This window comes from Variovorax boronicumulans (genome assembly GCF_019352895.1).
Classification (GTDB): Bacteria; Pseudomonadota; Gammaproteobacteria; order Burkholderiales; family Burkholderiaceae_C; genus Variovorax; species Variovorax boronicumulans_A.
In genome coordinates, this window is record NZ_JAAAFX010000004.1 from 236,496 (window position 1) to 259,211 (window position 22,716).

Annotated in this window: 25 protein-coding genes; 13 read left to right on the plus strand and 12 right to left on the minus strand. The window is 69.4% G+C overall.

Going from position 1 to position 22,716, the window contains the following annotated elements:
* Nucleotides 1–8: 8 nt before the first annotated feature.
* The gene (locus K0H49_RS02770; RefSeq protein WP_219209619.1) at nucleotides 9–1,358 is read right to left on the minus strand and encodes an efflux RND transporter periplasmic adaptor subunit; all 1,350 of its coding nucleotides are present in this window, start codon (nucleotides 1,356–1,358) and stop codon (nucleotides 9–11) included.
* A 303-nt stretch (nucleotides 1,359–1,661) separates the two neighbouring features.
* Here K0H49_RS02770 and K0H49_RS02775 point away from each other — a divergent pair, with 303 nt between their 5' ends.
* The 6 genes from K0H49_RS02775 to K0H49_RS02800 all read left to right on the plus strand — a co-directional run bounded on the left by K0H49_RS02775 (nucleotide 1,662) and on the right by K0H49_RS02800 (nucleotide 6,002).
* Nucleotides 1,662–2,183, plus strand: a complete 522-nt coding sequence (locus K0H49_RS02775) for a DUF6622 family protein (protein ID WP_219209620.1) — start codon at nucleotides 1,662–1,664, stop codon at nucleotides 2,181–2,183.
* 34 nt (nucleotides 2,184–2,217) lie between these two features.
* Complete coding sequence (locus K0H49_RS02780) at nucleotides 2,218–3,165, plus strand: sterol desaturase family protein (RefSeq protein ID WP_257624568.1); 948 nt, start codon at nucleotides 2,218–2,220, stop codon at nucleotides 3,163–3,165.
* Between the two features lie 25 nt (nucleotides 3,166–3,190).
* Nucleotides 3,191–3,784, plus strand: coding sequence for a protein-S-isoprenylcysteine O-methyltransferase (locus tag K0H49_RS02785; protein WP_219209621.1), 594 nt, complete (start codon nucleotides 3,191–3,193; stop codon nucleotides 3,782–3,784).
* Nucleotides 3,785–3,808: 24 nt separating this feature from the next.
* Nucleotides 3,809–4,105, plus strand: coding sequence for a 2TM domain-containing protein (locus tag K0H49_RS02790; protein ID WP_219209622.1), 297 nt, complete (start codon nucleotides 3,809–3,811; stop codon nucleotides 4,103–4,105).
* Between the two features lie 65 nt (nucleotides 4,106–4,170).
* Nucleotides 4,171–5,187 carry a sensor histidine kinase gene (locus K0H49_RS02795; protein WP_219209623.1) on the plus strand — a complete coding sequence of 339 codons (1,017 nt, stop codon included), beginning with the start codon at nucleotides 4,171–4,173 and terminating at the stop codon, nucleotides 5,185–5,187.
* Nucleotides 5,184–6,002 (plus strand): LytR/AlgR family response regulator transcription factor, encoded by an 819-nt coding sequence (locus K0H49_RS02800; RefSeq protein WP_219209624.1) that lies wholly within the window; start codon nucleotides 5,184–5,186, stop codon nucleotides 6,000–6,002. Before K0H49_RS02795 ends, K0H49_RS02800 begins: the two co-directional genes overlap by 4 nt.
* 85 nt (nucleotides 6,003–6,087) lie before the next feature.
* Here K0H49_RS02800 and K0H49_RS02805 read toward each other — a convergent pair whose 3' ends face one another.
* Nucleotides 6,088–6,432, minus strand: coding sequence for a hypothetical protein (locus K0H49_RS02805; RefSeq protein ID WP_219209625.1), 345 nt, complete (start codon nucleotides 6,430–6,432; stop codon nucleotides 6,088–6,090).
* Between the two features lie 167 nt (nucleotides 6,433–6,599).
* Between K0H49_RS02805 and K0H49_RS02810 the strand changes: the two genes are divergently transcribed.
* The 3 genes from K0H49_RS02810 (at nucleotide 6,600) to K0H49_RS02820 (ending at nucleotide 9,138) form a co-directional block, all read left to right on the plus strand.
* Nucleotides 6,600–8,417 (plus strand): glutamine--tRNA ligase/YqeY domain fusion protein, encoded by a 1,818-nt coding sequence (locus tag K0H49_RS02810; RefSeq protein WP_219209626.1) that lies wholly within the window; start codon nucleotides 6,600–6,602, stop codon nucleotides 8,415–8,417.
* Between the two features lie 69 nt (nucleotides 8,418–8,486).
* Nucleotides 8,487–8,795 carry a nucleotidyltransferase family protein gene (locus K0H49_RS02815; RefSeq protein WP_219209627.1) on the plus strand — a complete coding sequence of 103 codons (309 nt, stop codon included), beginning with the start codon at nucleotides 8,487–8,489 and terminating at the stop codon, nucleotides 8,793–8,795.
* Nucleotides 8,796–8,838: 43 nt separating this feature from the next.
* Nucleotides 8,839–9,138 (plus strand): HepT-like ribonuclease domain-containing protein, encoded by a 300-nt coding sequence (locus K0H49_RS02820; RefSeq protein ID WP_374122346.1) that lies wholly within the window; start codon nucleotides 8,839–8,841, stop codon nucleotides 9,136–9,138.
* Nucleotides 9,139–9,180: 42 nt separating this feature from the next.
* Here the strand turns inward: K0H49_RS02820 and K0H49_RS02825 are convergent, their stop codons facing one another.
* The 3 genes from K0H49_RS02825 to K0H49_RS02835 form a co-directional block, all read right to left on the minus strand.
* Nucleotides 9,181–9,810: an FMN-dependent NADH-azoreductase gene (locus tag K0H49_RS02825; RefSeq protein ID WP_219209629.1), complete on the minus strand. Its 630-nt coding sequence runs from the start codon at nucleotides 9,808–9,810 to the stop codon at nucleotides 9,181–9,183.
* Complete coding sequence (locus tag K0H49_RS02830) at nucleotides 9,807–10,298, minus strand: GNAT family N-acetyltransferase (protein WP_219209630.1); 492 nt, start codon at nucleotides 10,296–10,298, stop codon at nucleotides 9,807–9,809. Before K0H49_RS02830 ends, K0H49_RS02825 begins: the two co-directional genes overlap by 4 nt.
* A 168-nt stretch (nucleotides 10,299–10,466) precedes the next feature.
* A complete protein-coding gene (locus tag K0H49_RS02835; RefSeq protein WP_257624569.1) occupies nucleotides 10,467–10,877 on the minus strand; it encodes a DUF1801 domain-containing protein in 411 nt (136 codons plus the stop codon).
* A 215-nt stretch (nucleotides 10,878–11,092) separates the two neighbouring features.
* Between K0H49_RS02835 and K0H49_RS02840 the strand changes: the two genes are divergently transcribed.
* A complete protein-coding gene (locus K0H49_RS02840; protein ID WP_219209632.1) occupies nucleotides 11,093–11,800 on the plus strand; it encodes a glutathione S-transferase N-terminal domain-containing protein in 708 nt (235 codons plus the stop codon).
* A 72-nt stretch (nucleotides 11,801–11,872) separates the two neighbouring features.
* On the opposite strand, the gene katE is transcribed toward K0H49_RS02840, so the two are convergent.
* Nucleotides 11,873–14,050 carry a catalase HPII gene (katE, locus tag K0H49_RS02845; RefSeq protein ID WP_219209633.1) on the minus strand — a complete coding sequence of 726 codons (2,178 nt, stop codon included), beginning with the start codon at nucleotides 14,048–14,050 and terminating at the stop codon, nucleotides 11,873–11,875.
* Between the two features lie 47 nt (nucleotides 14,051–14,097).
* Nucleotides 14,098–14,244: a hypothetical protein gene (locus tag K0H49_RS02850; RefSeq protein ID WP_219209634.1), complete on the minus strand. Its 147-nt coding sequence runs from the start codon at nucleotides 14,242–14,244 to the stop codon at nucleotides 14,098–14,100.
* A gap of 303 nt (nucleotides 14,245–14,547) precedes the next feature.
* Between K0H49_RS02850 and K0H49_RS02855 the strand changes: the two genes are divergently transcribed.
* On the plus strand, nucleotides 14,548–15,366 hold the full coding sequence (locus tag K0H49_RS02855) for a transglutaminase-like domain-containing protein (RefSeq protein WP_219209635.1): 819 nt from the start codon (nucleotides 14,548–14,550) through the stop codon (nucleotides 15,364–15,366).
* Between the two features lie 3 nt (nucleotides 15,367–15,369).
* Here K0H49_RS02855 and ligD read toward each other — a convergent pair whose 3' ends face one another.
* The 3 genes from ligD to K0H49_RS02870 all read right to left on the minus strand — a co-directional run bounded on the left by ligD (nucleotide 15,370) and on the right by K0H49_RS02870 (nucleotide 19,816).
* On the minus strand, nucleotides 15,370–17,790 hold the full coding sequence (ligD, locus tag K0H49_RS02860; protein WP_219209636.1) for a DNA ligase D: 2,421 nt from the start codon (nucleotides 17,788–17,790) through the stop codon (nucleotides 15,370–15,372).
* 14 nt (nucleotides 17,791–17,804) lie between these two features.
* Nucleotides 17,805–18,758: a non-homologous end joining protein Ku gene (ku, locus tag K0H49_RS02865; protein WP_219209637.1), complete on the minus strand. Its 954-nt coding sequence runs from the start codon at nucleotides 18,756–18,758 to the stop codon at nucleotides 17,805–17,807.
* Nucleotides 18,759–18,850: 92 nt separating this feature from the next.
* On the minus strand, nucleotides 18,851–19,816 hold the full coding sequence (locus K0H49_RS02870) for a succinylglutamate desuccinylase/aspartoacylase family protein (protein WP_257624712.1): 966 nt from the start codon (nucleotides 19,814–19,816) through the stop codon (nucleotides 18,851–18,853).
* A 91-nt stretch (nucleotides 19,817–19,907) separates the two neighbouring features.
* Between K0H49_RS02870 and K0H49_RS02875 the strand changes: the two genes are divergently transcribed.
* Nucleotides 19,908–20,150: a hypothetical protein gene (locus K0H49_RS02875; RefSeq protein WP_257624570.1), complete on the plus strand. Its 243-nt coding sequence runs from the start codon at nucleotides 19,908–19,910 to the stop codon at nucleotides 20,148–20,150.
* On the opposite strand, the gene K0H49_RS02880 is transcribed toward K0H49_RS02875, so the two are convergent.
* Complete coding sequence (locus K0H49_RS02880) at nucleotides 20,140–20,952, minus strand: SDR family NAD(P)-dependent oxidoreductase (protein WP_219209639.1); 813 nt, start codon at nucleotides 20,950–20,952, stop codon at nucleotides 20,140–20,142. The two genes, K0H49_RS02875 and K0H49_RS02880, sit on opposite strands and share 11 nt — an antisense overlap.
* 94 nt (nucleotides 20,953–21,046) lie before the next feature.
* Between K0H49_RS02880 and K0H49_RS02885 the strand changes: the two genes are divergently transcribed.
* On the plus strand, nucleotides 21,047–21,991 hold the full coding sequence (locus K0H49_RS02885) for a GlxA family transcriptional regulator (protein ID WP_219209640.1): 945 nt from the start codon (nucleotides 21,047–21,049) through the stop codon (nucleotides 21,989–21,991).
* A gap of 4 nt (nucleotides 21,992–21,995) precedes the next feature.
* Here K0H49_RS02885 and rpe read toward each other — a convergent pair whose 3' ends face one another.
* Nucleotides 21,996–22,682, minus strand: a complete 687-nt coding sequence (rpe, locus tag K0H49_RS02890; protein WP_219209641.1) for a ribulose-phosphate 3-epimerase — start codon at nucleotides 22,680–22,682, stop codon at nucleotides 21,996–21,998.
* Between the last annotated feature and the right edge of the window lie 34 nt (nucleotides 22,683–22,716).

Consider the following 22,716-nt stretch of genomic DNA (forward strand, 5'->3'; position numbering starts at 1 on the left):
GCGCGTCCTCATTCCGGGCGGCGGCGCGGGCCGGAGGCACCGCCGCGCGGCCCCGAGGCGCCATGGCGCGCGCCCGAGGCGCCGCCGCGCGCACGCGGCGCGGCCGGTGCGTCGGTGGGCAGCTGCACGGTGGTGCCGTCCTTCAGGCGGTCGCCGCCCTCGGTCACCACGCGCTCGCCGTCCTTGAGGCCCTCGGTGATGACCACCGACTCGACCGTCGACTCGCCGCGCTTCACGTTGCGCATCGACACCGTGCGGTCCTCGTTGATCACGTACACGTAGTTGCCGGTGCCCGCGGTGCGCAGCGCCGTGACCGGCACCACCACGGCGCCCTCGACCGTGCGCAGCAGCAGCTGCACGTTGACGAACTGGCTCGGGAACAGCGTGCTGCCCGCGTTGCCGAAGCGGGCCTTGGCCTTGACCGTGCCGGTCTGCACGTCGACCACGTTGTCGAGCGTGGAGAAGACGCCGGTGTCCAGCGTGCTGGCCTTGGTGCGGTCGAGCGCCGTCACGCTGAGCTTCGCGCCCTGCGCCACGCGGCGCTCGATGTCGGGCACGCGGTCCTGCGGTACCGAGAACTGCACGTCGATGGGCGTCATCTGCGTGATCACGGCGATGCCGGTGGTGGCGCCGCCCGCCACGTAGTTGCCGGGGTCGACCGTGCGCAGGCCGACGCGGCCGCTGACCGGCGAGGTCACGCGGGTGTACTCGAGGTTGAGCCGCGCCGCGCCCTCGGCCGCCTTGTCGGTGGTCACCGTGCCTTCGAGCTGCTTGACCAGCGCGGCCTGGGTGTCGACGTCCTGGCGGGCGATGGAGTCCTGGCCCAGCAGCGTGCGGAAACGCGCGAGCGTGACCCGCGCCGCCTCGAGCTGCGCCTCGTCGCGCACGCGCGTGCCCTGGGCCTGCATCAGCGCCTGTTCATAGGGGCGCGGGTCGATGCGGGCCAGCACGTCGCCCTTCTTGACGGTCTGGCCTTCGGTGAACAGCACGTCGGTCATGACGCCCGAGACCTGCGGGCGCAGCGTGATGGTCGTGACCGGCGTGACCGTGCCCAGCGCATCGAGATAGACCGGGATGTCGGCGCGCTTGGCCACCGCCATGCCCACGGTCACCAGCGGCCCGGAACCACCGCCGCCGGCCCGCGGGCCCCCGGGCCCACCCGGTCCGCGCGCGCCGCCGCCTGGCCGCCCCCCGGGCGCGGCGTCGGCCGGCGGCCGGTTGACCAGATACCAGGCGGTGCCGATCAGCGCCGCCAGCACCAGCAGGGCGATCGTGCCGCCGAGCCAGCGCCGCCGCGGGCGCGGCGGTACTTCGGTGGCCGGGGGGGATGGGGGTGCTTCGGCGGGACGGTTGTCCATGGAGAGTCCTGAAGAGAGCCGCCGGTCGGACCGACGCGCGGAAATTTGCATCGAATCGTAGCCTGCGCCCGGCCGTGGATTGCGACGCTTGCTCTGCCTGTCCGTAAACGGTGGGTAAAGCGCCGGACCGCCGCCACGCCCTGCCGCCTCCGAGCGCATCTGGCGCCGCGGAACCACCGGTCGCGCCGCCCCCCGTCGTTCCGTCGCATGCCGGTGGCGGGCGCAGGCGCTTCCCGGCACAGTCCACCCCATCGCTTCCCCGCCCCTCCATTCCACCGTCCCAACCTTCCACGGAGTGCCATCATGCTGATGCAAATCATCCTCCATACCCCCAAGTGGGTGTTCGCCGTCTTCGCGCTGCTCATCTGGCTCGGCGCGAAGCAGATGCTCACCAACAGCGTGGGCCTGAACCGCGTCACCTTGATGCCCCTCGTCATGGGCGCCCTGTCGCTCTACGGCGTGGTCTCGGCCTTCGGCGACGCCGTCGGTGCGCTGCTCGGCTGGGCGGTGGCCGTGGCCGCGATGCTGGCCCTGCTGCTGCAACGTCCGCTGCCCGCCACCACCCGCTACGACGCGGCGGCGCGCCGTTTCCACCTGGCCGGCAGCCCCGTGCCGCTGATGCTCATGATGGGCATCTTCCTGACCAAGTACCTGGTGGCCATCGCCCTGGCCATGCACCCCGAGCTGAAGCAGCAGGCCACCTTCGCCGTGCTGCTGCCCATGCTCTACGGCGCCTTCACCGGCGTCTTCGCGGCCCGCGCCGTGCGCCTGTGGAAGCTGGCCATCGCGACCGATTCGATCACCGCCGGCGCCCGCACGGCCTGACAATCCCGCCACCGTCCCACTGCCAGGAAGTGCCATGAGCGTGCTCTTGCTGATCCTCAAGCTGGCCATCACCGTGGTGCTGGTGGCCTCGATCGCCGAGGCCCTGGTGCTGTCCTGGCGCCATGGCTGGCGCAGCTACGACTGGAAGGCGTCCGCCATCTCGGTGGTCGACTTCCTGGTGCGCGAGTACCCGCTGCGCTGGCTGCTGCCGCTGGCCTTCTGGACCGGCGCCATGGACTGGTTCTACGCCCACCGCCTGCTCACGCTGCCGATGGACCACTGGACCGGCTGGGCCGCCTGCTTCATCGGCCAGGAGTTCTGCTACTACTGGTACCACCGGTCGGCGCACCGGGTGCGCTGGTTCTGGTGCACCCATGCCATCCACCATTCGCCCAACCAGCTCAACCTGTCGGCCGCCTACCGCTTCGGCTGGACCGGCAAGCTCACCGGCACGCTGGCCTTCTTCATGCTGGCGCCCCTGCTGGGCATGCCGCCGCGCGTGGTGCTGCTGATGTTCACGCTGAACCTGCTCTACCAGTTCTGGATCCACGCGACGTGGATCCCGCGCCTCGGGCCGCTCGAATGGGTGTTCAACACGGCCTCGGCGCACCGCGTGCACCACGCCTCGAACCTCGAGTACCTCGACGGCAACTACGGCGGCGTGCTGATCGTGTTCGACCGCCTGTTCGGCACCTACATCCCCGAGCGCGCCGACCTGCCCTGCCGCTACGGGCTGGTGCAGCCGATCACCTCGCACAACCTGCTGGAGATCGAGTTCTCGCAATGGCGCGCACTGTGGCGCGACCTGGCGTCGGCGCGCTCGGTGCGCGCCTTCCTGGGCTACCTGGTCCAGCCGCCGGGCTGGCGGCCCGAGGGCCCGGGCGAGACGACGGAGGAACTGCGGCAACGCGCGGCGAGCCCGCACGAGGCCCTGCCCACTGACGCACCGCTCGAAACCGGGCTGGGCATCGAGCGCAGCTGAGTCCAGACACCTGAAAACGCCTCCCATGATCTTCCAACCCGCCCACCTGATATTTGCCGCCGGCACCGCCGTCTACCTCGTGATCCGCGCCGTGTTCCAGCGCCGGGCCGCGTCGGGGCACAAGGCGGTCAGCCACGCCGACCTGCGCGACCGCCTGCTGGTCGTGCTCGTCGGCGCCTGTCAGGTCGGCCTCCCCGCCGTGCTGATGCTGACGCCGTGGCTCGACACGGCCCACTACGCACGGCCGCCAGCCCTGACCTGGTTCGGCGCCCCCCTGCTCGCAGGCGCACTGTGGCTGTTCTGGCGCTCGCACGCGGACCTGGGCGTCAACTGGTCGGTGACGCTTGAGCTGGACCGGGACCACGCCCTGGTCACTCGCGGCGTCTACGGCCGCATACGGCATCCCATGTATGCGTCGTTCTTCGCGATGGCCCTGGCTCAAGCGCTGCTGCTGGACAACTGGATCGCCGGCTGGGGCGCGCTGCTGGCAGTCGGCCTGCTCTATCGGATCCGCACGCCGCGTGAGGAGCAAATGATGCTCGAGTCCTTCGGCGACGCGTACCGCGCCTACATGCAGCGCACCGGCGGCGTCGTGCCGCGTGCCATCCCCCGTTCCTGACCCCTTATGCTGAGGAGCATCGCCATGGTCCACACCGCTTTGAACCCCGCCCGTCCCGACATCGAACGCGCCGCCCGCCGCCGCGCCGGCGCCAAGATGGGCTGGTACATCCACGCCTTCGTCTACGTGCTGGTCAACCTGGGCCTGGTCACGCTGTCGGCCGCCAACGGCCACACCTGGGCGGTCTATCCGCTGATGGGCTGGGGCCTGGGCCTGCTGGCCCACGGCGCGGTGGTCTGGCTGCTCGCGCCGGGCGGCGGCCTCTACGACCGGCTGCTGGAACGCGAACGCCGCGCGCTGCGCGCCAGGGATCGCGGATGAGCCTGGCGCCGCTCCCGCCCACGCCCACGCCGCCTTCGCCGGTCCCTGGCGAAGACCTCCGGGACATGCTGCGGCATGGCCTGATCACCGCCGTCTTCTGCTGCCTGATCGCCAGCGCGCTGACCCTCACCAAAGGCGGCGGCTGGGCCGATCACCTGGTCTATTCGCTGGCGATAGGCACCATCAGCTGGTTGTTCATCGACGGCTGCCGGCTGCTGCTCACACGGGGCCGCGCCATCCGGTGGCCGTTTGGCGCCAGAGGCTATGTGGTGGTGGTCGTCGGCGTGACGCTGGGCTTCCTGGGCGGCAACCTGATCGGCGACGCCTGGGTCGGCGCGCCGACCTTCGACTTCCTGGACTTCGCCGGCCACAAGCTGGCCACCGCGATCGTCATCACGATCACCGCCACCGTCGGCATGTGCTTCTATTTCTACAGCCTGGGCAAGAGCAAGCACCTGCAAGGCCAGATCGACCTGGCCCAGCGCGCGGCCACCGAGGCCCGGCTCAAGCTGCTCGAGACGCAGCTCGAGCCGCACATGCTCTTCAACACGCTGGCCAACCTGCGGGTGCTGATCACGCTCGACCCGCCGCGCGCCGTGACCATGCTCGACCGGCTCAACAGCTACCTGCGCGTGACCCTGTCGGGCTCGCGCGCGCTGTCGCACCCGCTGGCGGCCGAGTTCGACCGGCTGGGCGACTACCTCGAGCTGATGGCCGTGCGCATGGGCCCGCGGCTGCGCTACACCCTCGACCTGCCCGACGACCTGCGCGACGTGCCCGTGCCGCCGCTGCTGCTGCAGCCGCTGGTGGAGAACGCCATCCGGCACGGCCTGGAGCCGCAGGTCGAAGGCGGCGAGATCACCGTGCGCGCGCGGCACGAAGGCGGGCGGTTGGTGCTCGACGTCTGCGACACCGGCCAGGGCCAAGCGCCGGACGAAGCCCCTTCGGAGGGCGGCGGTTTCGGCCTGACGCAGGTCCGGGAACGGCTGGCGACCCTGCACGGCGACACCGCCGCCTTGAAGCTGACCCCCTTGCGCGAGGGTGGAACCTGCGCAAGCATCTCCTTTCCCCTGACGCCATGAACCCCACCGCGCTGATCGCCGAAGACGAGCCCCTGCTGGCGCAAGCCCTCCAGGCCGAACTGGCCCTGGCCTGGCCCGAACTGCAGGTCATCGCGCGGGTCGGCGACGGCCTCAGTGCGGTGCGCGAAGCGCTGCGCCTGCTGCCGCAGATCCTGTTCCTCGACATCCGCATGCCCGGCCTCGACGGCCTGGCCGCGGCCGACGAACTCGCCGACCAGTGGCCGACCGACGAGGCCCCGCTTCCGGAACTGGTGTTCGTGACCGCCTACGACGAGTACGCGACGCGCGCCTTCGACGCGCAGGCCATCGACTACGTCCTCAAACCGGTCCAGCCCGAGCGGCTCAAGCGGACCGTGGCGCGCCTGAAGAAAAGCATGGTCTTGCGCCGTTCGACGGTCGTGGCCGGCGACGACGTGCTGGCCAGCACGCTGGCGCAGTGGCGCAAGCTGCTGAACGTGGCCGGCGGCCCGGCCGAGACGCCGCTCAAGTTCATCACCGCCAGCGAGGCCGGTTCCTCGGGCGCGACGCTGCACATGGTGCCGATCGACGAGGTCCAGTACTTCGAGGCCGCCGACAAGTACGTGCGCGTGCTCACTGCGACGCGCGAGTACCTGATCCGCACGCCCCTCAAGCAGTTGCTGCCGCAACTCGACGCCAACGCCTTCCGCCAGGTGCACCGCGCGGTCGCCGTGCGCACCGACGCGATCGCCTCGGTGCACCGCGACGACGCCGGCAAGCTCTCGCTCACCTTGCGCGGGCGCAGCGAGAACATCCCGGTGAGCCGGCTCTACGCCCACCTGTTCCGCGCCATGTGAGGCCCATGAAAAAGCCGGCCGCCAGGCCGGCTCGTGAAGGCAAAGGGCTCAGGGCGCGCGATGGGCGCGCCCCTTGCGCCTCAGCTCAGCGCCAGTCGCGACGACCGTGGTCGTGGCGGTAGTAGCCCGGGCCCGGCCGGTAGTAGCCAGGCGCCGGACGGTAATACACCGGCGGCGGTGCGTAATAGACCGGAGCCGGCCGGTAATACACCGGCGGCGGTGCGTAATAGGTCGGCGGCGGCGCGTAGTAGGTCGGTGGCGGCACGTAGTACGTGGGTGCGGCAGCGCCGAACACCACGCCCGGCGTGTTGATGCCGATGGACCAGCTGACGTCGCCACGGGCGCTGGCGGCCGAGGCGCCGAACAGCGCGGCAGCGGCCACCGCACCGGCGGCGGCCCATTTGAAGAAGGTAGAACGTGTGAGGCTCATGACGGAACTCCTGTGAAAACTCGGTCGTGGGCGAGATCGCCACATTATCGACGGGGCGAAAACCGCCCATGCCTGTATTGAACGCGGCAGTTGTGAATCAGGTTCACCCAGCCCTGTGAAGTTCGTACCCAAAGGTAACGCCCGGACCCGCCGCCTAGAATGAACCCATGACCTCCCCTGTAGACAAAAGCGGCAACAAAACGCCCGCGGCCCCCAGCAATTTCCTGCGCCATGTCATCGAAAACGACCTTGAGCAGAAGACCTATGCCCAGCGCCAATGGGGCGGTTCGCCCGGCGACGCCGCCCACCATGCCCAGGGCATGGCCGACCCGGCCCAGGTGCGCATGCGCTTCCCGCCCGAGCCCAACGGCTACCTGCACATCGGCCACGCCAAGAGCATCTGGCTCAATTTCGAGATGGCCAAGGAATACGGCGGCGTGTGCCACCTGCGCTTCGACGATACCAATCCTGAGAAGGAAGAGCAGGAATACGTCGACTCGATCCGCGACGCCGTGCAATGGCTGGGCTACGAAACCTACCTGGCCGACCGCCCCAGCGCGCCCGGCACGCTCCAGCCCCACGAGTACTTCGCCAGCAACTACTTCGACTTCATGTACCGCGCCGCCGAGTACCTGATCGAAGCCGGCCTGGCCTATGTCGACGAGCAGACGCCCGACGAGATGCGCGCGAACCGCGGCGACTTCGTCACGCCCGGCACCGACAGCCCCTTCCGCAGCCGCACGCCGGCCGAGAACCTGGCGCGCTTCCGCGCCATGCGCGACGGCCAGCTCGCGGACGGCGCCGCGGTGCTGCGCGCGAAGATCGACATGGCGAGCCCCAACATCAACATGCGCGACCCGGCGCTCTACCGCATCCGCCGGGCCACGCACCACAACACCGGCGACACCTGGTGCATCTACCCGATGTACACCTTCGCGCATCCCATCGAGGACGCGCTCGAGCAGATCACGCACTCGATCTGCACGCTGGAATTCGAGGACCAGCGCCCCTTCTACGACTGGCTGCTCGACCGCCTGGCCGAAGGCGGCCTGATCGCCAGCCCGCACCCGCGCCAGTACGAGTTCGCGCGCCTCAACGTGACCCACGTCATCACCAGCAAGCGCAAGTTGCGCCAGCTGGTCGAGGAAGGCCATGTCGACGGCTGGGCCGACCCGCGCATGCCCACGCTGGCCGGCCTGCGCCGCCGCGGCTACACGCCGGAAGCCCTGAAGCTGTTCTGCGAACGCAGCGGCGTGACCAAGTCCGGCGGCTGGATCGACTACGCGAGCCTCGAGGCCGCGCTGCGCGACACGCTGGACCCGATCGCCCCGCGTGCCATGGCGGTGCTCGACCCGGTCAAGCTGGTGATCACCAACTGGGGCGAACTCATGGGCGGCGACCAGGTGCTCGACGACTGCACCGCGCCCCTGAACCCGCGCGACGCCGACGCCGGCCTGCGCCACTTCAAGATCGGCCGCGAGGTCTGGGTCGAGCGCACCGACTACGAGGACGTGCAGCCCAAGGGCTTCTTCCGCCTGTTCCCGGGCAACAAGGTGCGCCTGAAGTACGGCCACACCATCGAATGCACCGGCGCCACGCGCGATGCCGGCGGCAAGCTGCTCGAAATCCAGGCCACGCTGGTGCACGACACCAAGAGCGGCACGCCGGGCGCCGACGCGGTCAAGGTCAAGGGCAACATCACCTGGGTCGCCGTTGCCGATGCGGTGCCGGCCGAGGTGCGCCTGTACGACCGCCTGTTCGCGGCCGAGAAGCCGGGCAGCGGCGAACTGCTGGAAGAGCTCAACAAGAACAGCCTGAGCACCATCGCTGCCTTCGTCGAGCCCTCGCTGGCCGGCGCCGAGGCGGGTGGCGCGGGCTTCCAGTTCGAGCGGCACGGCTACTTCGTCGTCGACTCGAAGGCCAGCGCCAGCGGCGCGCGCGTGTTCAATCGCGCGGCGGGGATGCGGGACGGCTGGGGGAAGTGAACGCCATGCGGTGACACGTGCCTTGCGGCCGTGTCACCGACGTCAGGTTCGGCGCACTAAACTTGCGCCATGCACCCCGCCATCGCCAGACACCGAGCAGGCATCTCCGCCATCTGCCAGCGTTATCGGATTCGTCGACTCGACATCTTTGGCTCCGCAGCGCGTGCCGATGACTTCGATGCGGCCCACAGCGATGCAGATTTTCTGGTGGAGTTCGCACCCGGCACGGCCGTGGGCCTGGACGCCTTCTTTGGCGCCAAGGCGGATCTGGAGAAGCTACTGGGACGTGGCGTCGACCTGGTCGAGCCCGGTGCCATCCGCAATCCCTTCGTGCTGGCCAGCATCAACCGCAGCCGCGAGTCCGTCTATGCAGCGTGATCCACGCGCATTTCTGTGGGATGTGCAGGAATAAGCCCAACTGATTCAGACCTTCACCGCCGGCATGGATTCATCGGCTTACGCCGGCAACGCGATGGCTCAAGCAGCCGTCGAACGCAAGTTCGAAATCATCGGCGAGGCATTGGCTCAGTTGGCCAAGGCGGATGCGCCTCTGGCTGCGCGCATATCCGGCCTGCCGAAGATCGTGGCATTTCGCAATCAGCTCATTCACGGCTATGCAAGCGTCGACATCAGCACGGTCTGGACAGTGGTGCAGACCTCGCTGCCCTTGTTGCTCGCGCAGGCCAGCGCCCTTCTGGAAGAACTCGGCACGTCCAACTGACATCCGAAGAGCTCACGGGCCAATGCGCGGAGCACTCGCCTCTCAATCCGCCAGCGCGATCGCCCGTAAAGGCAGCTGCCGCTCCAGCAAGGCCATGGCACCGCGCCACTCTGCCGCCACAGCCTCCTCCCCCCGCACCATCCCCTGCAGCGCAAAGAAATGCAGGGTCCGCAAACCGACCGTGCCCAGCGCAGCCTTCAGATAGGGCGTGAGGAAATCCGGCTGGCGCGCGTGCTCGCCCAGGTAGAGGCCACCCGAGGCCACCGCCACGTACACCGGACGGTCGGGCAGCAGCCCCTGCTTGCCTTCGGGCGTGGGCACGAAAGTGCGGCCGATGCGCAGCACGTGGTCGATCCAGGCCTTGAGCGAGGACGGCACGGTGTAGTTGTGCATCGGCGTGCCGATCACGACGGCGTCGGCCTGTTCGAGCTCGGCGATCAGGTGGTCGGAGCGCGCCAGCGAGCCCGGCGCCGCCACGTCGGGCCGGGCACCGGCGAGGGTGTAGGCGTAGTCGCTGTCGACCTGCGGCAGCGGCACGCTGGCGAGGTCGCGCACGAGCACCTCGGCCTCGGGGTGGCTCGCCATCAGGCGCTCGACGATCCGCGAAGAGAAACGCGTGCTGTAGGAGCCCTCGGCGCGCGGGCTGCAGACGATGTGGAGGATCTTCTTCATGCCGCGGCTCCGGCCGTGCCCAGCGTGCGGCCGAAGCGGATCGCCTCGGTCAGCAGGCCCTGGCGGAAATAGAAGCGCTGGGCCAGCGCGTTCGACAGGCCGGTGTCGAGCACGAAGCGGACGCAGCCGGCCTCGTCCGCGATGCGCGTGGTGGCCTCGATCAGGCGTGCGCCCCATTGCGTGCCGCGCGCCGCTTCGTCGGTCACCAGGTCGTCGACGTAGAGGAAACGGCCGCCATAGACCAGGTTCTCTTGCAGCCGGTAGCCGGCCAGCGCCAGCGCGGTGTCGCCCTGCCATACGGCGAGCAGGCGGTAGCTGTCGCGCTGCATGCGGCGCACGCGCGCGATGAAGTCGTCGGCGCCTTCTTCGAGATGCGGGCGCAGCTGCTGCATCACGGGCCAGCAGGCCCGCAGTTCGGCGTCGGTCTCGGCATGGCGCAGGGTGGCGCTGCTCGGTTCGGAGAAGAGTGGGGGCTTGGCTTCAGTCATGCAGCGACTCTAGGCAGCGGGCCAAGGTCGCGGTAGAGCCAAGAAATCGCTTTCCGACTGAGCCATTGCACGGCGGAGGCTCGAGGAAAAGCACGGCGACGTCCGTCGGCCTCCGGCACCGGTCGCGGCCGGCCCCGAGGGCGCGGCGTGTGCGCCCGGCGAGCGCGCCTACTTCGATGGTTTCGCTTTGCGGGGGGCCGCATTGAGCGCCACCGCCGCACCGATGAGCGCCCGGAAGGCCGCCGCATCGACTTCCTCGCCTTCCGCGATGTCGATCGCGCGGCGCACGTTGCCGTCGAGGCTCGCATTGAACAGCTGCGCGGGGTCCTCGAGCGAGGCCCCCTTGGCGAAGGTGAGCTTCACCACCTTCTGGTACGACTCCCCGGTGCAGAGGATGCCGCCGTGCGACCACACCGGCGTGCCCCGCCACTTCCACTCCTCGACGACCGCGGGGTCGGCGTCGTGGATGAGCCGGCGCATGCGGGCCAGCGTCGCGCCGCGCCAGTCGCCGAGTTCCTCGATGCGTTGCGAGATGCGTTCCGATGCCGACACGGTCGGCGCCTCGTCCGGATGTTTCATGGGGCCTCCTGCAGGCAATGCGCGCCTGCATGCACCGCGATGGTAAGGCGCCCGCCCACGCGGAGGAACCGCTCCGGCGGCTGCGGTCCGGAGAAAACCCGAGGCCGGACGAAATCCTGGCCGCCGTGCAGAATTCAAGAACGGCGGCAGCCTCGGCGGCTGCATCCTGCCCCCTCTCCTTCTCCTTCTCGTCCTCTTCGCCCCGAGCGCACACCATGACCATCGACCTCTCCACCTTCCCCATCACGCAGAAGTGGCCCGCCCAGCACCCCGAGCGCCTGCAGCTCTACTCGCTGCCCACGCCCAACGGCGTGAAGGTCTCGATCCTGCTGGAGGAACTGGGCCTGCCCTACGAGCCGCACCTGGTGAGCTTCGAGACCAACGACCAGCTGTCGCCGGCCTTCCTCTCGCTGAACCCGAACAACAAGATCCCCGCGATCATCGATCCCAACGGGCCCGGCGGCCAGCCGCTGGCCTTGTTCGAGTCCGGTGCGATCCTGTTCTATCTGGCGGAGAAGACCGGCCGCTTCATGCCGACGGACGCCGCCGGCCGCTACGAAGCGCTGCAGTGGGTGATGTTCCAGGTGGGCGGGATCGGTCCGATGTTCGGCCAGCTCGGCTTCTTCCACAAGTTCGCCGGCAAGGCCTACGAGGACAAGCGCCCGCGCGACCGCTACGTGGCCGAATCGAAGCGGCTGCTCGGCGTGCTGGAACAACGCCTGGCCGGCCGCGACTGGCTCCTGGGCACCGACTACAGCATCGCCGACATCGCTACCTTCCCCTGGGTGCGAAACCTGATCGGCTTCTACGAGGCGCGCGAACTGGTGGGCTTCGAGGACTTCCCCAACGTGAACCGCGTGCTCGAGGCCTTCGTGGCCCGGCCGGCGGTGGTCAAGGGCCTGGGGATTCCGGCCCGCGGCTGAGCGCGGACGGCCGCTGAAACGACAAGGGACGCCATCCGGCGTCCCTTTTTTTTTACTCCAGAGACCGGCCGCTCAGGCCGGCACTGCGTCCACGCCTGGCCGATCCCAATGCCGGTGCTTGGCGATCGCCGCGATGAAGGCGGTGGCGATGTCGGTGGCGGCCGTGGTGTCGCCCAGGTTGGTGACCGGCGTCGGCGCCACGACCACCCCCACGGGCGCATCCGAATCCGCCGTCACGCCCAGCGTCGACAGCAGCTGCACGCCCTCGCCCACTGCGCAGATCGCCTTGCAGTGCTTGAAGGCCTCGAGCACGAAGTGCACCGCGTCGCCGTTCTGTGCCATGGCGGTCGCGCCGTCCTTGCCGGCCGGCAGCAGCACCGCATCGAACATGACCGAGGGCATGTTGGCGAAGGTGGCGTCGACGTCGATCTGGCGCTTCGATGCGCTGGCCACCGTGCCCAGCCGGGGGCCGACCACCTTGCAGACCGCGCCGGCGCTTTCCAGCGCGTCGCGGATCGGCTTGAGCGATGCGGAGTCCACGCCGTCGGCCACCAGGATCGCGATCTTGCGGGTCTTGATGGAGCCGTCGCCGGTGTCGACCATGCGCAGCACGGGCGACTCCTCGATGGCCGAGGCGATGCGGTGGTCGCGAAAGCCCGGCCGGCCGGCCGCGGCCTTGGCGTCGGGGGCACCGATGCCCAGCGGCTCGGCCACGCGCCGCGCCAGCTTCTCGTCGACGTGCGCGAGGTTGTCCACCATGCGCTGGCGGATCGCCGGCACCTCGAGCTTCGACAGCTCGAAGCGGAAGGCCGCGACGATGTGTTCCTTCTCGGCCGTGCTCTGGCTGTTGAAGAACAGCCGCGCCTGCGTGAAGTGGTCGTCGAACGACGCACTGCGGCGCCGCACCTTGGGCGCGTCGATGGCCTCGGGGTACGACTGGAAGCCGCCGCTCTCGCCGTCGACGCGGTACTCCGCGCCCGTGGCCAGCGTGTTGGGCTCGTAGGCCACCTGGCCGCGCGCGATGGTCTGGCGGTGCATGCCGTCGCGCTGGAAGTTGTGGAAGGGGCACACCGCCTTGTTGATCGGCAGCTCGTGGAAGTTCGCGCCGCCCAGGCGCGAGATCTGCGTGTCGGTGTACGAGAACAGCCGGCCCTGCAGCAGCGGGTCGTTCGAGAAGTCGATGCCGGGCACCACATGGCCCGGATGGAAGGCCACCTGCTCGGTCTCGGCGAAGAAGTTGTCGGGGTTGCGGTCGAGCACCAGCCGGCCGATCTTCTGCACCGGCACCAGCTCTTCGGGGATCAGCTTGGTCGGATCGAGCAGGTCGAAGCCCAGCGAGTGCTCCTTGTCCTGCGGGATCATCTGCACGCCCAGCTCCCAGACCGGGAAGTCGCCGTTCTCGATCGCGTCCCAGAGGTCGCGGCGATGGAAGTCGGCGTCCTTGCCTGCAATCTTCTGTGCCTCGTCCCAGGCCAGGCCGTGCACGCCCAGCTTGGGCTTCCAGTGGAACTTGACGAAGTGCGACTCGCCGCGCGCATTGACGAAGCGGAAGGTGTGGACGCCGAAGCCTTCCATCATCCGGTAGCTGCGCGGAATGGCGCGGTCGCTCATGGCCCACATCAGCATGTGGGTGGTCTCGGGCATCAGCGAGGCGAAGTCCCAGAAGGTGTCGTGCGCGCTCGCGGCCTGCGGCATCGCATGGTGCGGCTCGGGCTTGACCGCATGGATCAGGTCGGGGAACTTCATCGCGTCCTGGATGAAGAACACCGGCACGTTGTTGCCCACCAGATCGTAGTTGCCTTCGCGGGTGTAGAACTTGACTGCGAAGCCGCGCACGTCGCGCACCGTGTCGGCCGAACCGCGCTCGCCGGCGACGGTCGAGAAGCGCACGAAAACGGGCGTCTTCTGCGCCGGGTCCTGCAGGAAGTCGGCGCAGGTGAACTGCGACATCGACTTGTAGACCTCGAAGTAGCCGTGGGCCGCCGAGCCGCGCGCATGCACGGCGCGCTCGGGGATGCGCTCGTGGTCGAAGTGCGTGATCTTCTCGCGGAGGATGAAGTCCTCCAGCAGCGTCGGGCCGCGAACACCCGCCTTGAGCGAGTTGTGGTTGTCGGGGATGTGCAGACCCTGGTTGGTCGTGAGCTGCGCCGTGCCCTCCTGGGTGAAGCCCGCCAGCTGCATCTGCTTGCCGTTCGGGCCGTCGCCGGCCTTTGGGCGGCGGTTGGCCGCGGCCCTGTTTCGTGGGGTCATTCCGAATCCTCGGGATCGTGGGTGAGGCGCCTCGCGGCGCGGGAAACTCAGTGGGCCTCTGCGTCGAGGACGATGTCCAGCGCGTTCACCAATGCAACGAGACCGATGGTGCCGGCCACCGCAGCGACCGACCAGATCAGGAATTCATCCATGAAAGGGCTGTTCAGCAGATCGACCAGAGTGGAAAGCACCATGTTTTGCCTCGTTGGAAAAGAAAGTTGGCGTCGTGACAGCAGGGTGGAGTGCTGCAGTCCGACGCATCGATCGCGTCGACCGAAAGAGCCTAGGGCCTGGCAGCGCGCGCCCCCGTAGTGGCCGCGCGCTCGGGTCTGTAAGCGGGCAGAGGTTGTTCCGGTAGGCGCGGGCCGACGCAGCGTCTTCGGCCTACGCAATGACGGGCTGCAATGCGGCGCACGGACGCGTCCGCAGCTACGATGGGCCAAAGCGGGCACCGAACATGCTTCAGCATTTCCACTCCACTCTTGCGAAGCGACGCCATGCTCATCCAGATCGGCTATGACATCGAAATCGGCGTCAGCGCACCCACGGCGCTCGTCTACATGCTGCAGGTGCATCCCTCGCGCGCGGCCGACATTCCTCAGGGCGAACACATCACCATCAGCCCGCCGCTGCCGACCGACCACTACCGCGACAGCTTCGACAACCACTGCGCGCGCGTGCATGTGCCCTACGGCGTGACCAGCGTGCGGCTGCGCAACGAAGCCGTGGTGTACGACGCGGGCTGGCACGACCCGGTCGACTACGGCGCCATCGAACACGGGCCGGCGGACCTGCCCGTGGCCACCCTGCCCTTCGTGCTGCCCAGCCGCTACTGCGAGGTCGACAGCGAACTGCTGGCCTTTGCCTGGGCGCAGTTCGGCGGCGTCACACCCGGCTGGCACCGCGTGCAGGCGATCTGCGACTTCGTGCACAACCACCTGCGCTTCGACTACCAGCAGGCGCGCGCCACGCGCACCGCGCTGGAGGGCTTTCGCGAGCGCGTGGGCGTGTGCCGCGACTTCACGCACCTGGCGATCACGCTGTGCCGCTGCATGAACATCCCGGCGCGCTACGTCACCGGCTACCTCGGCGACATCGGCATCCCGCCGGTGCCCTACCCGATGGACTTCAGCGCCTGGTTCGAGGTCTACCTGGGCGAGCGCTGGCACACCTTCGACGCGCGCCACAACACGCCGCGCATCGGCCGCATCGTGATCGCACGCGGCCGCGACGCCGCCGACGTGCCGATCACGATGGTGTTCGGCGCCAACACGCTGCAGCGCTTCGAGGTCACGACCTTCGACGTGACGAACTGAGGTTCAGCGGGAGGACGAAGCGTCGGGCACGAAGCCGACCACCTTCATCGGCGCCGCCAGCCCCTTGCGCCCGCGCTCCCAGTCGGCCCAAGGCATGTTGCCGACGGCGAAGCGCTCCGGCGCGGTGCGCAGATCCCAGTGCGCGCCCGAGCGCAGCGTGGGCAATTCGTTCCAGGCGACGGGCACCGACACGCCCATCCCCGGGCGCGCGCGCACCGACCACGCGCTCACCGTGGTGGCGCCGAAGCCGTTGCGCAGGTAGTCGACGAAGATCTTGCCCACCCGGTTGCGCGGGCCGCTCTTGGCCACGAAGCGATCCGGGATGGTCCGGGCCAGGTGCACCACCAGCGCCTGCGAGAAGGACTTGACCGTATCCCAGCCGAAGTGGCGGCGGATCGGCACCACCACGTGCAGCCCCTTGCCGCCGCTGGTCTTGAGGAAGCCGACCAGGCCGACCTCCTCGAGCAGCGTGCGCGTCAGCAAGGCGGCCTCCTGCACGCGCTCCCAGGGCACGCCCTCGCCGGGGTCGAGGTCGAAGGTCATGCGGTCGGGCTGGTCGATGGCCTTCGACACCGCGTTCCAGGTGTGGAACTCCACCACGTTGAGCTGCGTGGCCGACAACAGGCCTTCGCTTCGGTCGATCTGCAGCAGTGGGTCGTGGTCGCGGTCGAGCGCCGGGTCGAGCAGCGTGATACCCGGCATCTCGCTGCCCTTGGCATGCTTCTGGAAGAACAGTTCGCCACCGATGCCCTCGGGCGCGCGCACCAGCGACACCGGACGCCCCTGGAGGTGCGGCAGGATCAGCGGCGCGGCCTGGGCGTAGTAGTCGACCAGTTCGCCCTTGGTCACGCCGCTCTGGGCATCGATCACGCGCTCGGCGTTGGTGATGTGCGGCATCCCGGCCGCGGCGCCTTTCTTCTTCGTCATGGCAGTGTCCTTGGCGGGCGCCACGGCGACCGCCTGTTCCCGCGTGATCTGGTGCGCCGGCTTGTCGCTGCGCAGCCCCTGGAAGACGCTGTGGCGCACCCGATGCTCGCGCGTCCATTCACCGAAGGACACCTCGGCGACCAGTCGCGGCTTGACCCAGTGCGCTTTCACCGTGCGCGGCACGCCGTGCGCACCCTCGGCGAAAGGGGAGTGCGCGGTCGCGAGTGCATCGAGCTTCGCCTTGATGTCGGCCAGCCGCGCGCCGTCGAAACCGGTGCCCACGTTGCCGCAGTAGCGCAGCGCGCCGTCCGCATCGTGCACGCCCAGCAGCAGCGCACCGAAGCCCGCACGCGACCCCTTGGGCGCGGTGTAGCCGCCGATCACGAACTCCTGGCGCTGCTGGCTCTTGAGCTTGATCCAGTCGGGCGAGCGGCGCGACACATAGCCCGAGCCCCGCCGCTTGCCGATCAGCCCCTCGAAACCGAGCGCGCTGACCGAGGCCAGCAGGTCGCGCGGATGCGCATCGAAGGCCTCACTGAAGCGCAGGCGCGGTGCCATGTCCTCGGTCAGCAACGGGGCCAGGCGCTCGCGCCGCTGCTCGACGGGCAGCGCGCGCAGGTCCTCGCCGTCGAGCCAGGCCGAGCGCACGTCGAGCCGACCCAGCGCCTGCACCAGTTCGGGCAGCTTGGCGCTCCAGTCGTGGCCGTTGCGGGTGAAGCAGCGCACCTTGCCCTTCTCGATCCGGGTCAGCAGCCGGTAGCCATCGAACTTGAGTTCCCAGAGCCATTCCTGCGGCGTGGGCGGGGGCGCCGTGGCCAGCGTGGCGAGCTGGGGGGCAAAGCTTTCGGGCAGCGCAGCCGGCGCCGCACGGCGGCGGGTGGGGGCCTTCTTCGCGGCGGGGGCTGCCTTCGTCTTCACCGGCGCGGCGGCAGTGGGCTTCGACGGCGCCGACGCGATCACGCTGTCGGGCAGCGCCTCGGTCACGTCGTAGTCGTCGAGCGGCCGCACCGCATCGTCCTTCTCCTTGATCAGCAGCCAGGCCTCCTGCTTCTCCCCTTTGCCCTTCATGCGCACCAGCGTCCAGTGACCCTGCAGCTTCTCGCCGTACAGCGCGAACTTGAGCTTGCCCGCGGCCAGCGCTGCGCGCGCATCTCCTTCGGCCTGCCATGTGCCCCGGTCCCAGACGATCACGGTGCCGGCGCCGTACTGGCCGGGCGGGATCGTGCCCTCGAAGCCGCCATACGACAGCGGATGGTCCTCGACCCGCACCGCCATGCGCTTGACGTGCGGGTCCAGGCAAGGGCCCTTGGGCACGGCCCAGCTCTTGAGCGTGCCGTCGAGCTCGAGCCGGAAGTCGTAGTGCAGATGGCTTGCGTGGTGCTTCTGGATCACGAAGGACAGCGTGCCCTTGCCGGCCTTGCCGCCGGTGCGCGGCTCGGGCGTCTTGGTGAAGTCGCGCTTGCGGTGGTAGTGCGCGAGCGCCTCCTTCGCACCCATGGCGGCTCCGCGTCTCAGGCCGCGCGGCGGCGGGCCGGGGCCTTCTTGGCCGCGGCGGTCTTGCGCGCGGGCTTCTTGCGCGCGGCCGACTTCGCGGCAGGCGCTTCTTCCTCGTCGTCCTCGGGTGGCGCGGCCGCCGCCTTGGCACCCTTGCGCAGGCTGCGCTGCAGCAGCTCGGTCAGGTCGATGATCTTGGCGCCGCTGCGGCCTTCTTCCTCCGCGGCCTCGGGCTGGGTCACCGACTCGGTGTCGCCGGCCGCCACCTTGCGGTCGACCAGCCGCATGATCTCGTCCTTGAACGAGTCCTTGAATTCGTCGGGATCCCAGTCCGAGCTCATGTCCTCGACCAGTTCGCCCGCCATCTTGAGCTCGCGCTCCGACAGGCCCGCGGCCTTGGCACCCTCCGCGGGCAGCGGCAGGTCCTTCCAGGAGCGGATGTCGGCGCCCCAGCGCAGCAGGTTGAGCACCAGGCCCGGGCCGCTGGGCACCAGCACCGCCAGGTGCTGCTTGGTCTGGATCACCACCCGCGCGATACCCACCCGCCCCGTGCGCTGGAGCGTCTCGCGCAGCAGCGCATAGACCTTGGCGCCACGGTTGATCGGCGCCATGTAATAGGGGCGCTCCAGGTAGACGAAGGGGATGCTGTCGGCCGGCACGAAGGTCTCGATCTCCACCGTCTGCGTGGTCTTGGGGTAGGCGGCGGCGATCTCGGCATCGGTCAGCACCACGTACTGGCCGTCCTCGTAGGCGATGCCCTTGACGATCTGCTCGCGCGCGATTTCCTTGCCGGTCTTCTTGTTGACCCGCTTGTAGCCCACCGGATCCATGGTTCGCTTGTCGAGCCAGTCGAAGTCGATGCTGTGGTCGGTGGTGGCCGAATAGAGCGCAACCGGGATGTGCACCAGCCCAAAGCTGATTGCGCCTTTCCAGAGCACGCGGGGGGTCGAAGATTTGGCAGCAGCAGGCATGGCGGGATTCCTCCAGCCTGCAACCTAGCCCTGCGCCTCGGCCGCTGTTGTAGGAACCCGGCCTTCCCCTTCGTGGGGTGGCGCCGATGCGCTCAGAGGCTCCGGTCGCTCGCCACCGCGAAGTAGAACCACTCGGTGTCCGGCAGCGCCTCGGTGTTGGGAAACACCAGGAAGCCGTCGCGCTCGGCGCGCAGCACGCTGCCGTCGGCGCGCACGCCGATGGCCTCGCCCTGCGCGACCGCGTCGAAGGTGGCCCATTCGCGCACGAACTGGTCGTCTTCGTGGGTGCGGTCGGTCACGCTCACCAAGCGCAGCAGCGCGGGCTGCTGCGGTGCGGCCGGGGCCGGCGCGTCGACCATGCCGAGCAGGCGCAGCGCCGAGTGGATGGCCGCATGGGCCACCGCGGGCGCGGCCGGATCGGTGTGCTGGCCGCATTCGAGCGTGACGCCGTAGCCACCCTGGCTGCGCATGTACTCGTTGGTGCCCCAGCCGAAGGCCAGCGCCGCCTCGTCGGCCGGCTGGCCGCCCGCGCGCTGCGCCAGGCCCGCGGCATAGATGTCGAGCCAGCCCTCGACCACGCGGGGCGTGCCGATGTGCAGCGCCAGCTGGCCCTCCTCGAAGGCACGGGCGAAGGGCTCGAGCGTGCCGGCGTTGTCGCGCGGGCCGATCATCGAGAACGCCTCGCCCGCGCTCTGGAAGGAATGCAGGTCGAGCAGCACCTCGTGGCGCGCGAGCAGCGGGCACAGCAGGTTGGTGAGCCGCGCCTCGTGGTCGGCCGGGGCCTCGCTGGGCCGGAACGAGCGATTGAGGTTGCGCTCGCCTTCGCGCCGCAGCAGCCGGCGCGCCAGCGGATTGGCCACCGGCACCAGCGTGAGTTCGCCCCGCGCCAGCCGCAACGCGCCGCCGTCGAGCTCGGCCCGCAGGCGCTCGATGCCCATGGTGCCGCAGGTCTCGTCGCCATGCACGCCGCCGAGCACGATCAGCCGGGGGCCGGGCTCGGTCGAGACGAAGCTGTGGATGCGAAGAAGGTCGTCGGACGGAAATGAAGGCATCGCCAGCGATCCTACAGCGCGCGGCTGGGCGGTCCTACCGGGCTTTTCCGAAGGTGCGGCCATAACCGAGCCACAGGCGAAAGCCCAAGGAGCCCCCATGACCGCAGCCAAGAAAACCTCGCAGAAGCCCAACGATGGCAAGACCCGCGCCGCGCAGGACGGCGAGTCCTCGCCGCGCCTGCCGCACGAGCGCGACGAGTCCTCCGACAGCCAGCGCAACAGCGACGGCACCGCCACCGACGTGGGCAAGCGTGCGCACGACGACGTGGAGCGCGGCGCGGTCGACACCGACCGCGGCCCGGTGACGGACCGCGTCTACAACGACAAGGTCAAGCGCTGAGCGCCACGCCGTAGCGCTCGGCGGGCTTGGGGCGCGACAGGTTCGGGCCCAGCGCGCGGCGGGCCGCATCGGCGCGTTCCCAGTCCCCCACATCGGGCAGCGAGGGAATGGTGATCAGCTCGCGCCGGTCGAAACCGACCAGGGCGGCATCGACCATGTCCTCGGCCGACATCACGATGCCTTGCGGCAGGTGCTCCACCGGCACGCCCGCGAGGCGCCAGAAGTCGGTGTGCGTGGCGCCGGGCAGCACGGCCTGCACCTGCACACCCTTGTCGCCCACCTCGTGGTGCAGCGACTGGCTCAGGTTGACCACGAAGGCCTTGCTGCCGCTGTAGACGCCGTTGAGGAGTTCGGGCGCGAGCGCCACGATCGACGCGATGTTGATCACCGCGCCCTGGCCGCGCGCCACGAAGCCCGGCACGGCGGCGCGCGTGAGCCGCGTCAGCGCCAGCACGTTGAGCAGCAGCATCGCATCGAGCGACTCGGGCGTCGATTGCACCAGCGGCGCGGTCGCGCCCACACCGGCGTTGTTGACCAGCAGCGAGATGGCGGCGTCGCTTTCGAGCCTGGCCTCGACGCGGCGCAGGTCGGCCGTCTGCGTGAGGTCGGCCACCAGCACCTCGACTTCGACGCCGTGCGCGGCCTTCATGCGCGCGGCGAGTTCGGCCAGGCGCCGCGCATCGCGCGCCACCAGCACCAGCGGATGGCCGCGGCGGGCGAGCCGGTCAGCGTAGACGGCGCCGATGCCCGACGAGGCACCGGTGATCAGGGCCTTGCCCAGCGGGGTTGCGGAAGTGTTCATGAGAGATTTCCTTGAGCGGTCGGGATTGACAAGGCTCTATTGGCTCATTTAGGCTCATGTCCTGAAAGTCATTTAACCCTCGTTTCAGGACATCATGCGCCGCATCGCCATCGTCGTTTTTCCGGGCTTCCAGATCCTCGATCTGGTGGTGGTGTCGGTGTTCGAGCTGGCCAACCAGCAGCTGGCGCGCCCGGCCTACGAAGTGGGCGTGGTGTCGGAGCACGGCGGCCCGGTGCTCAGTTCCTCGGGCGTGCGCGTCGAGAGCGCGCCCTTCGGCCGCGCCCGTTTCGACACCGTGATGGTCACCGGCGCGATGACGCCCGAGCCCTCCCCGCCCGGCCTGCTGGCCTTCCTGCAACGCGCGCTGGCCTCGTCGCGCCGGCTGGCGAGCATCTGCACCGGCGCCTTCATCCTGGCCGAGGCCGGCGTGCTCGACGGCCGCCGCGCGACCACGCACTGGCATTTCGCGCAGGCGCTGCAGCGCGCCCATCCGGCCATCCACCTCGAGCCCGACCGGATCTTCGTCAACGACGGCTCGGTCTGGACCTCGGCCGGCATGACGGCCTGCATCGACCTCTCGCTCGCGCTGGTCGAGGAGGACCTGGGGGTGGAGGTGGCGCGCGCGGTGGCGCGCAAGATGGTGGTCTACCACCGGCGCACCGGCGGGCAGTCGCAGTTCTCGGCGCTGCTGGACATGGCGCCGGCATCCGACCGCATCCAGACCGCGCTGGCCTATGCGAAGAAGAACCTGCGCCAACGCCTGTCGGTCGACGACCTGGCGGCCGCGGCCAACCTGAGCCCGCGCCAGTTCAGCCGGGCCTTCAGCGCGGAGACCGGCCAGTCGCCCGCGCGCGCGGTCGAGAAGCTGCGCGTCGAGACCGCGCGCGAACTGCTGGAAGAAGGCCGGCACCCGATCGAGTCGGTCGCCGCGATGGCCGGCTTCGGCGACCCGGAGCGCATGCGCCGGGCCTTCCTGCGCACCATGGGGCAGCCGCCGCAGGCCGTGCGGCGCACCGCCCGGCGGCACGCCGCGGCCTGAAGGCTCAGCCTGCCAGGTTGGCGCGCATCGTGGAAATCACGCCGGCGTAGTCCTTGGCGTTGAAGATCGCGCTGCCGGCCACGAAGGTGTCGGCGCCGGCCGAGGCCACGCGCGCGATGTTGTCGGCCTTGATGCCGCCGTCGACCTCGAGCCGGATGTCGCGCCCGCTCTGCTCGATGCGCTTGCGCGCCAGCTCGATCTTGCGCAGCGCCGAATCGATGAAGCTCTGGCCGCCGAAACCGGGGTTCACGCTCATGATCAGGATCAGGTCGATGTCGTCGATCGCCCAGTCGAGCGCTTCGAGGCCGGCGCCCGGGTTGAACACCAGGCCCGGCTTGCAGCCCGCGGCGCGGATCGCCTGGATGCTGCGGTGCACGTGCGGCGAGGCATCGGGGTGGAAGCTGATGTAGTCGGCGCCCGCCTGCGCGAAGGCCGCGGCCAGCGCGTCGACCGGCTGGATCATCAGGTGCACGTCGATGGGCACGGGCGTGCCGTCGGCGGTCTTGGCGTAGGGCTTGAGTGCCTGGCAGATCATCGGGCCGAAGCTCAGGTTCGGCACGTAGTGGTTGTCCATCACGTCGAAATGGATCCAGTCGGCGCCGGCCGCGATCACGTCGGTCAGTTCTTTGCCGAGGTGCGCGAAGTCGGCGGACAGGATGGAAGGCGCGATGCGGTAGGTGGGGCTGCTCATGCTTCGGATTGTCGCAGCGTGTCGCCGGAGCCAA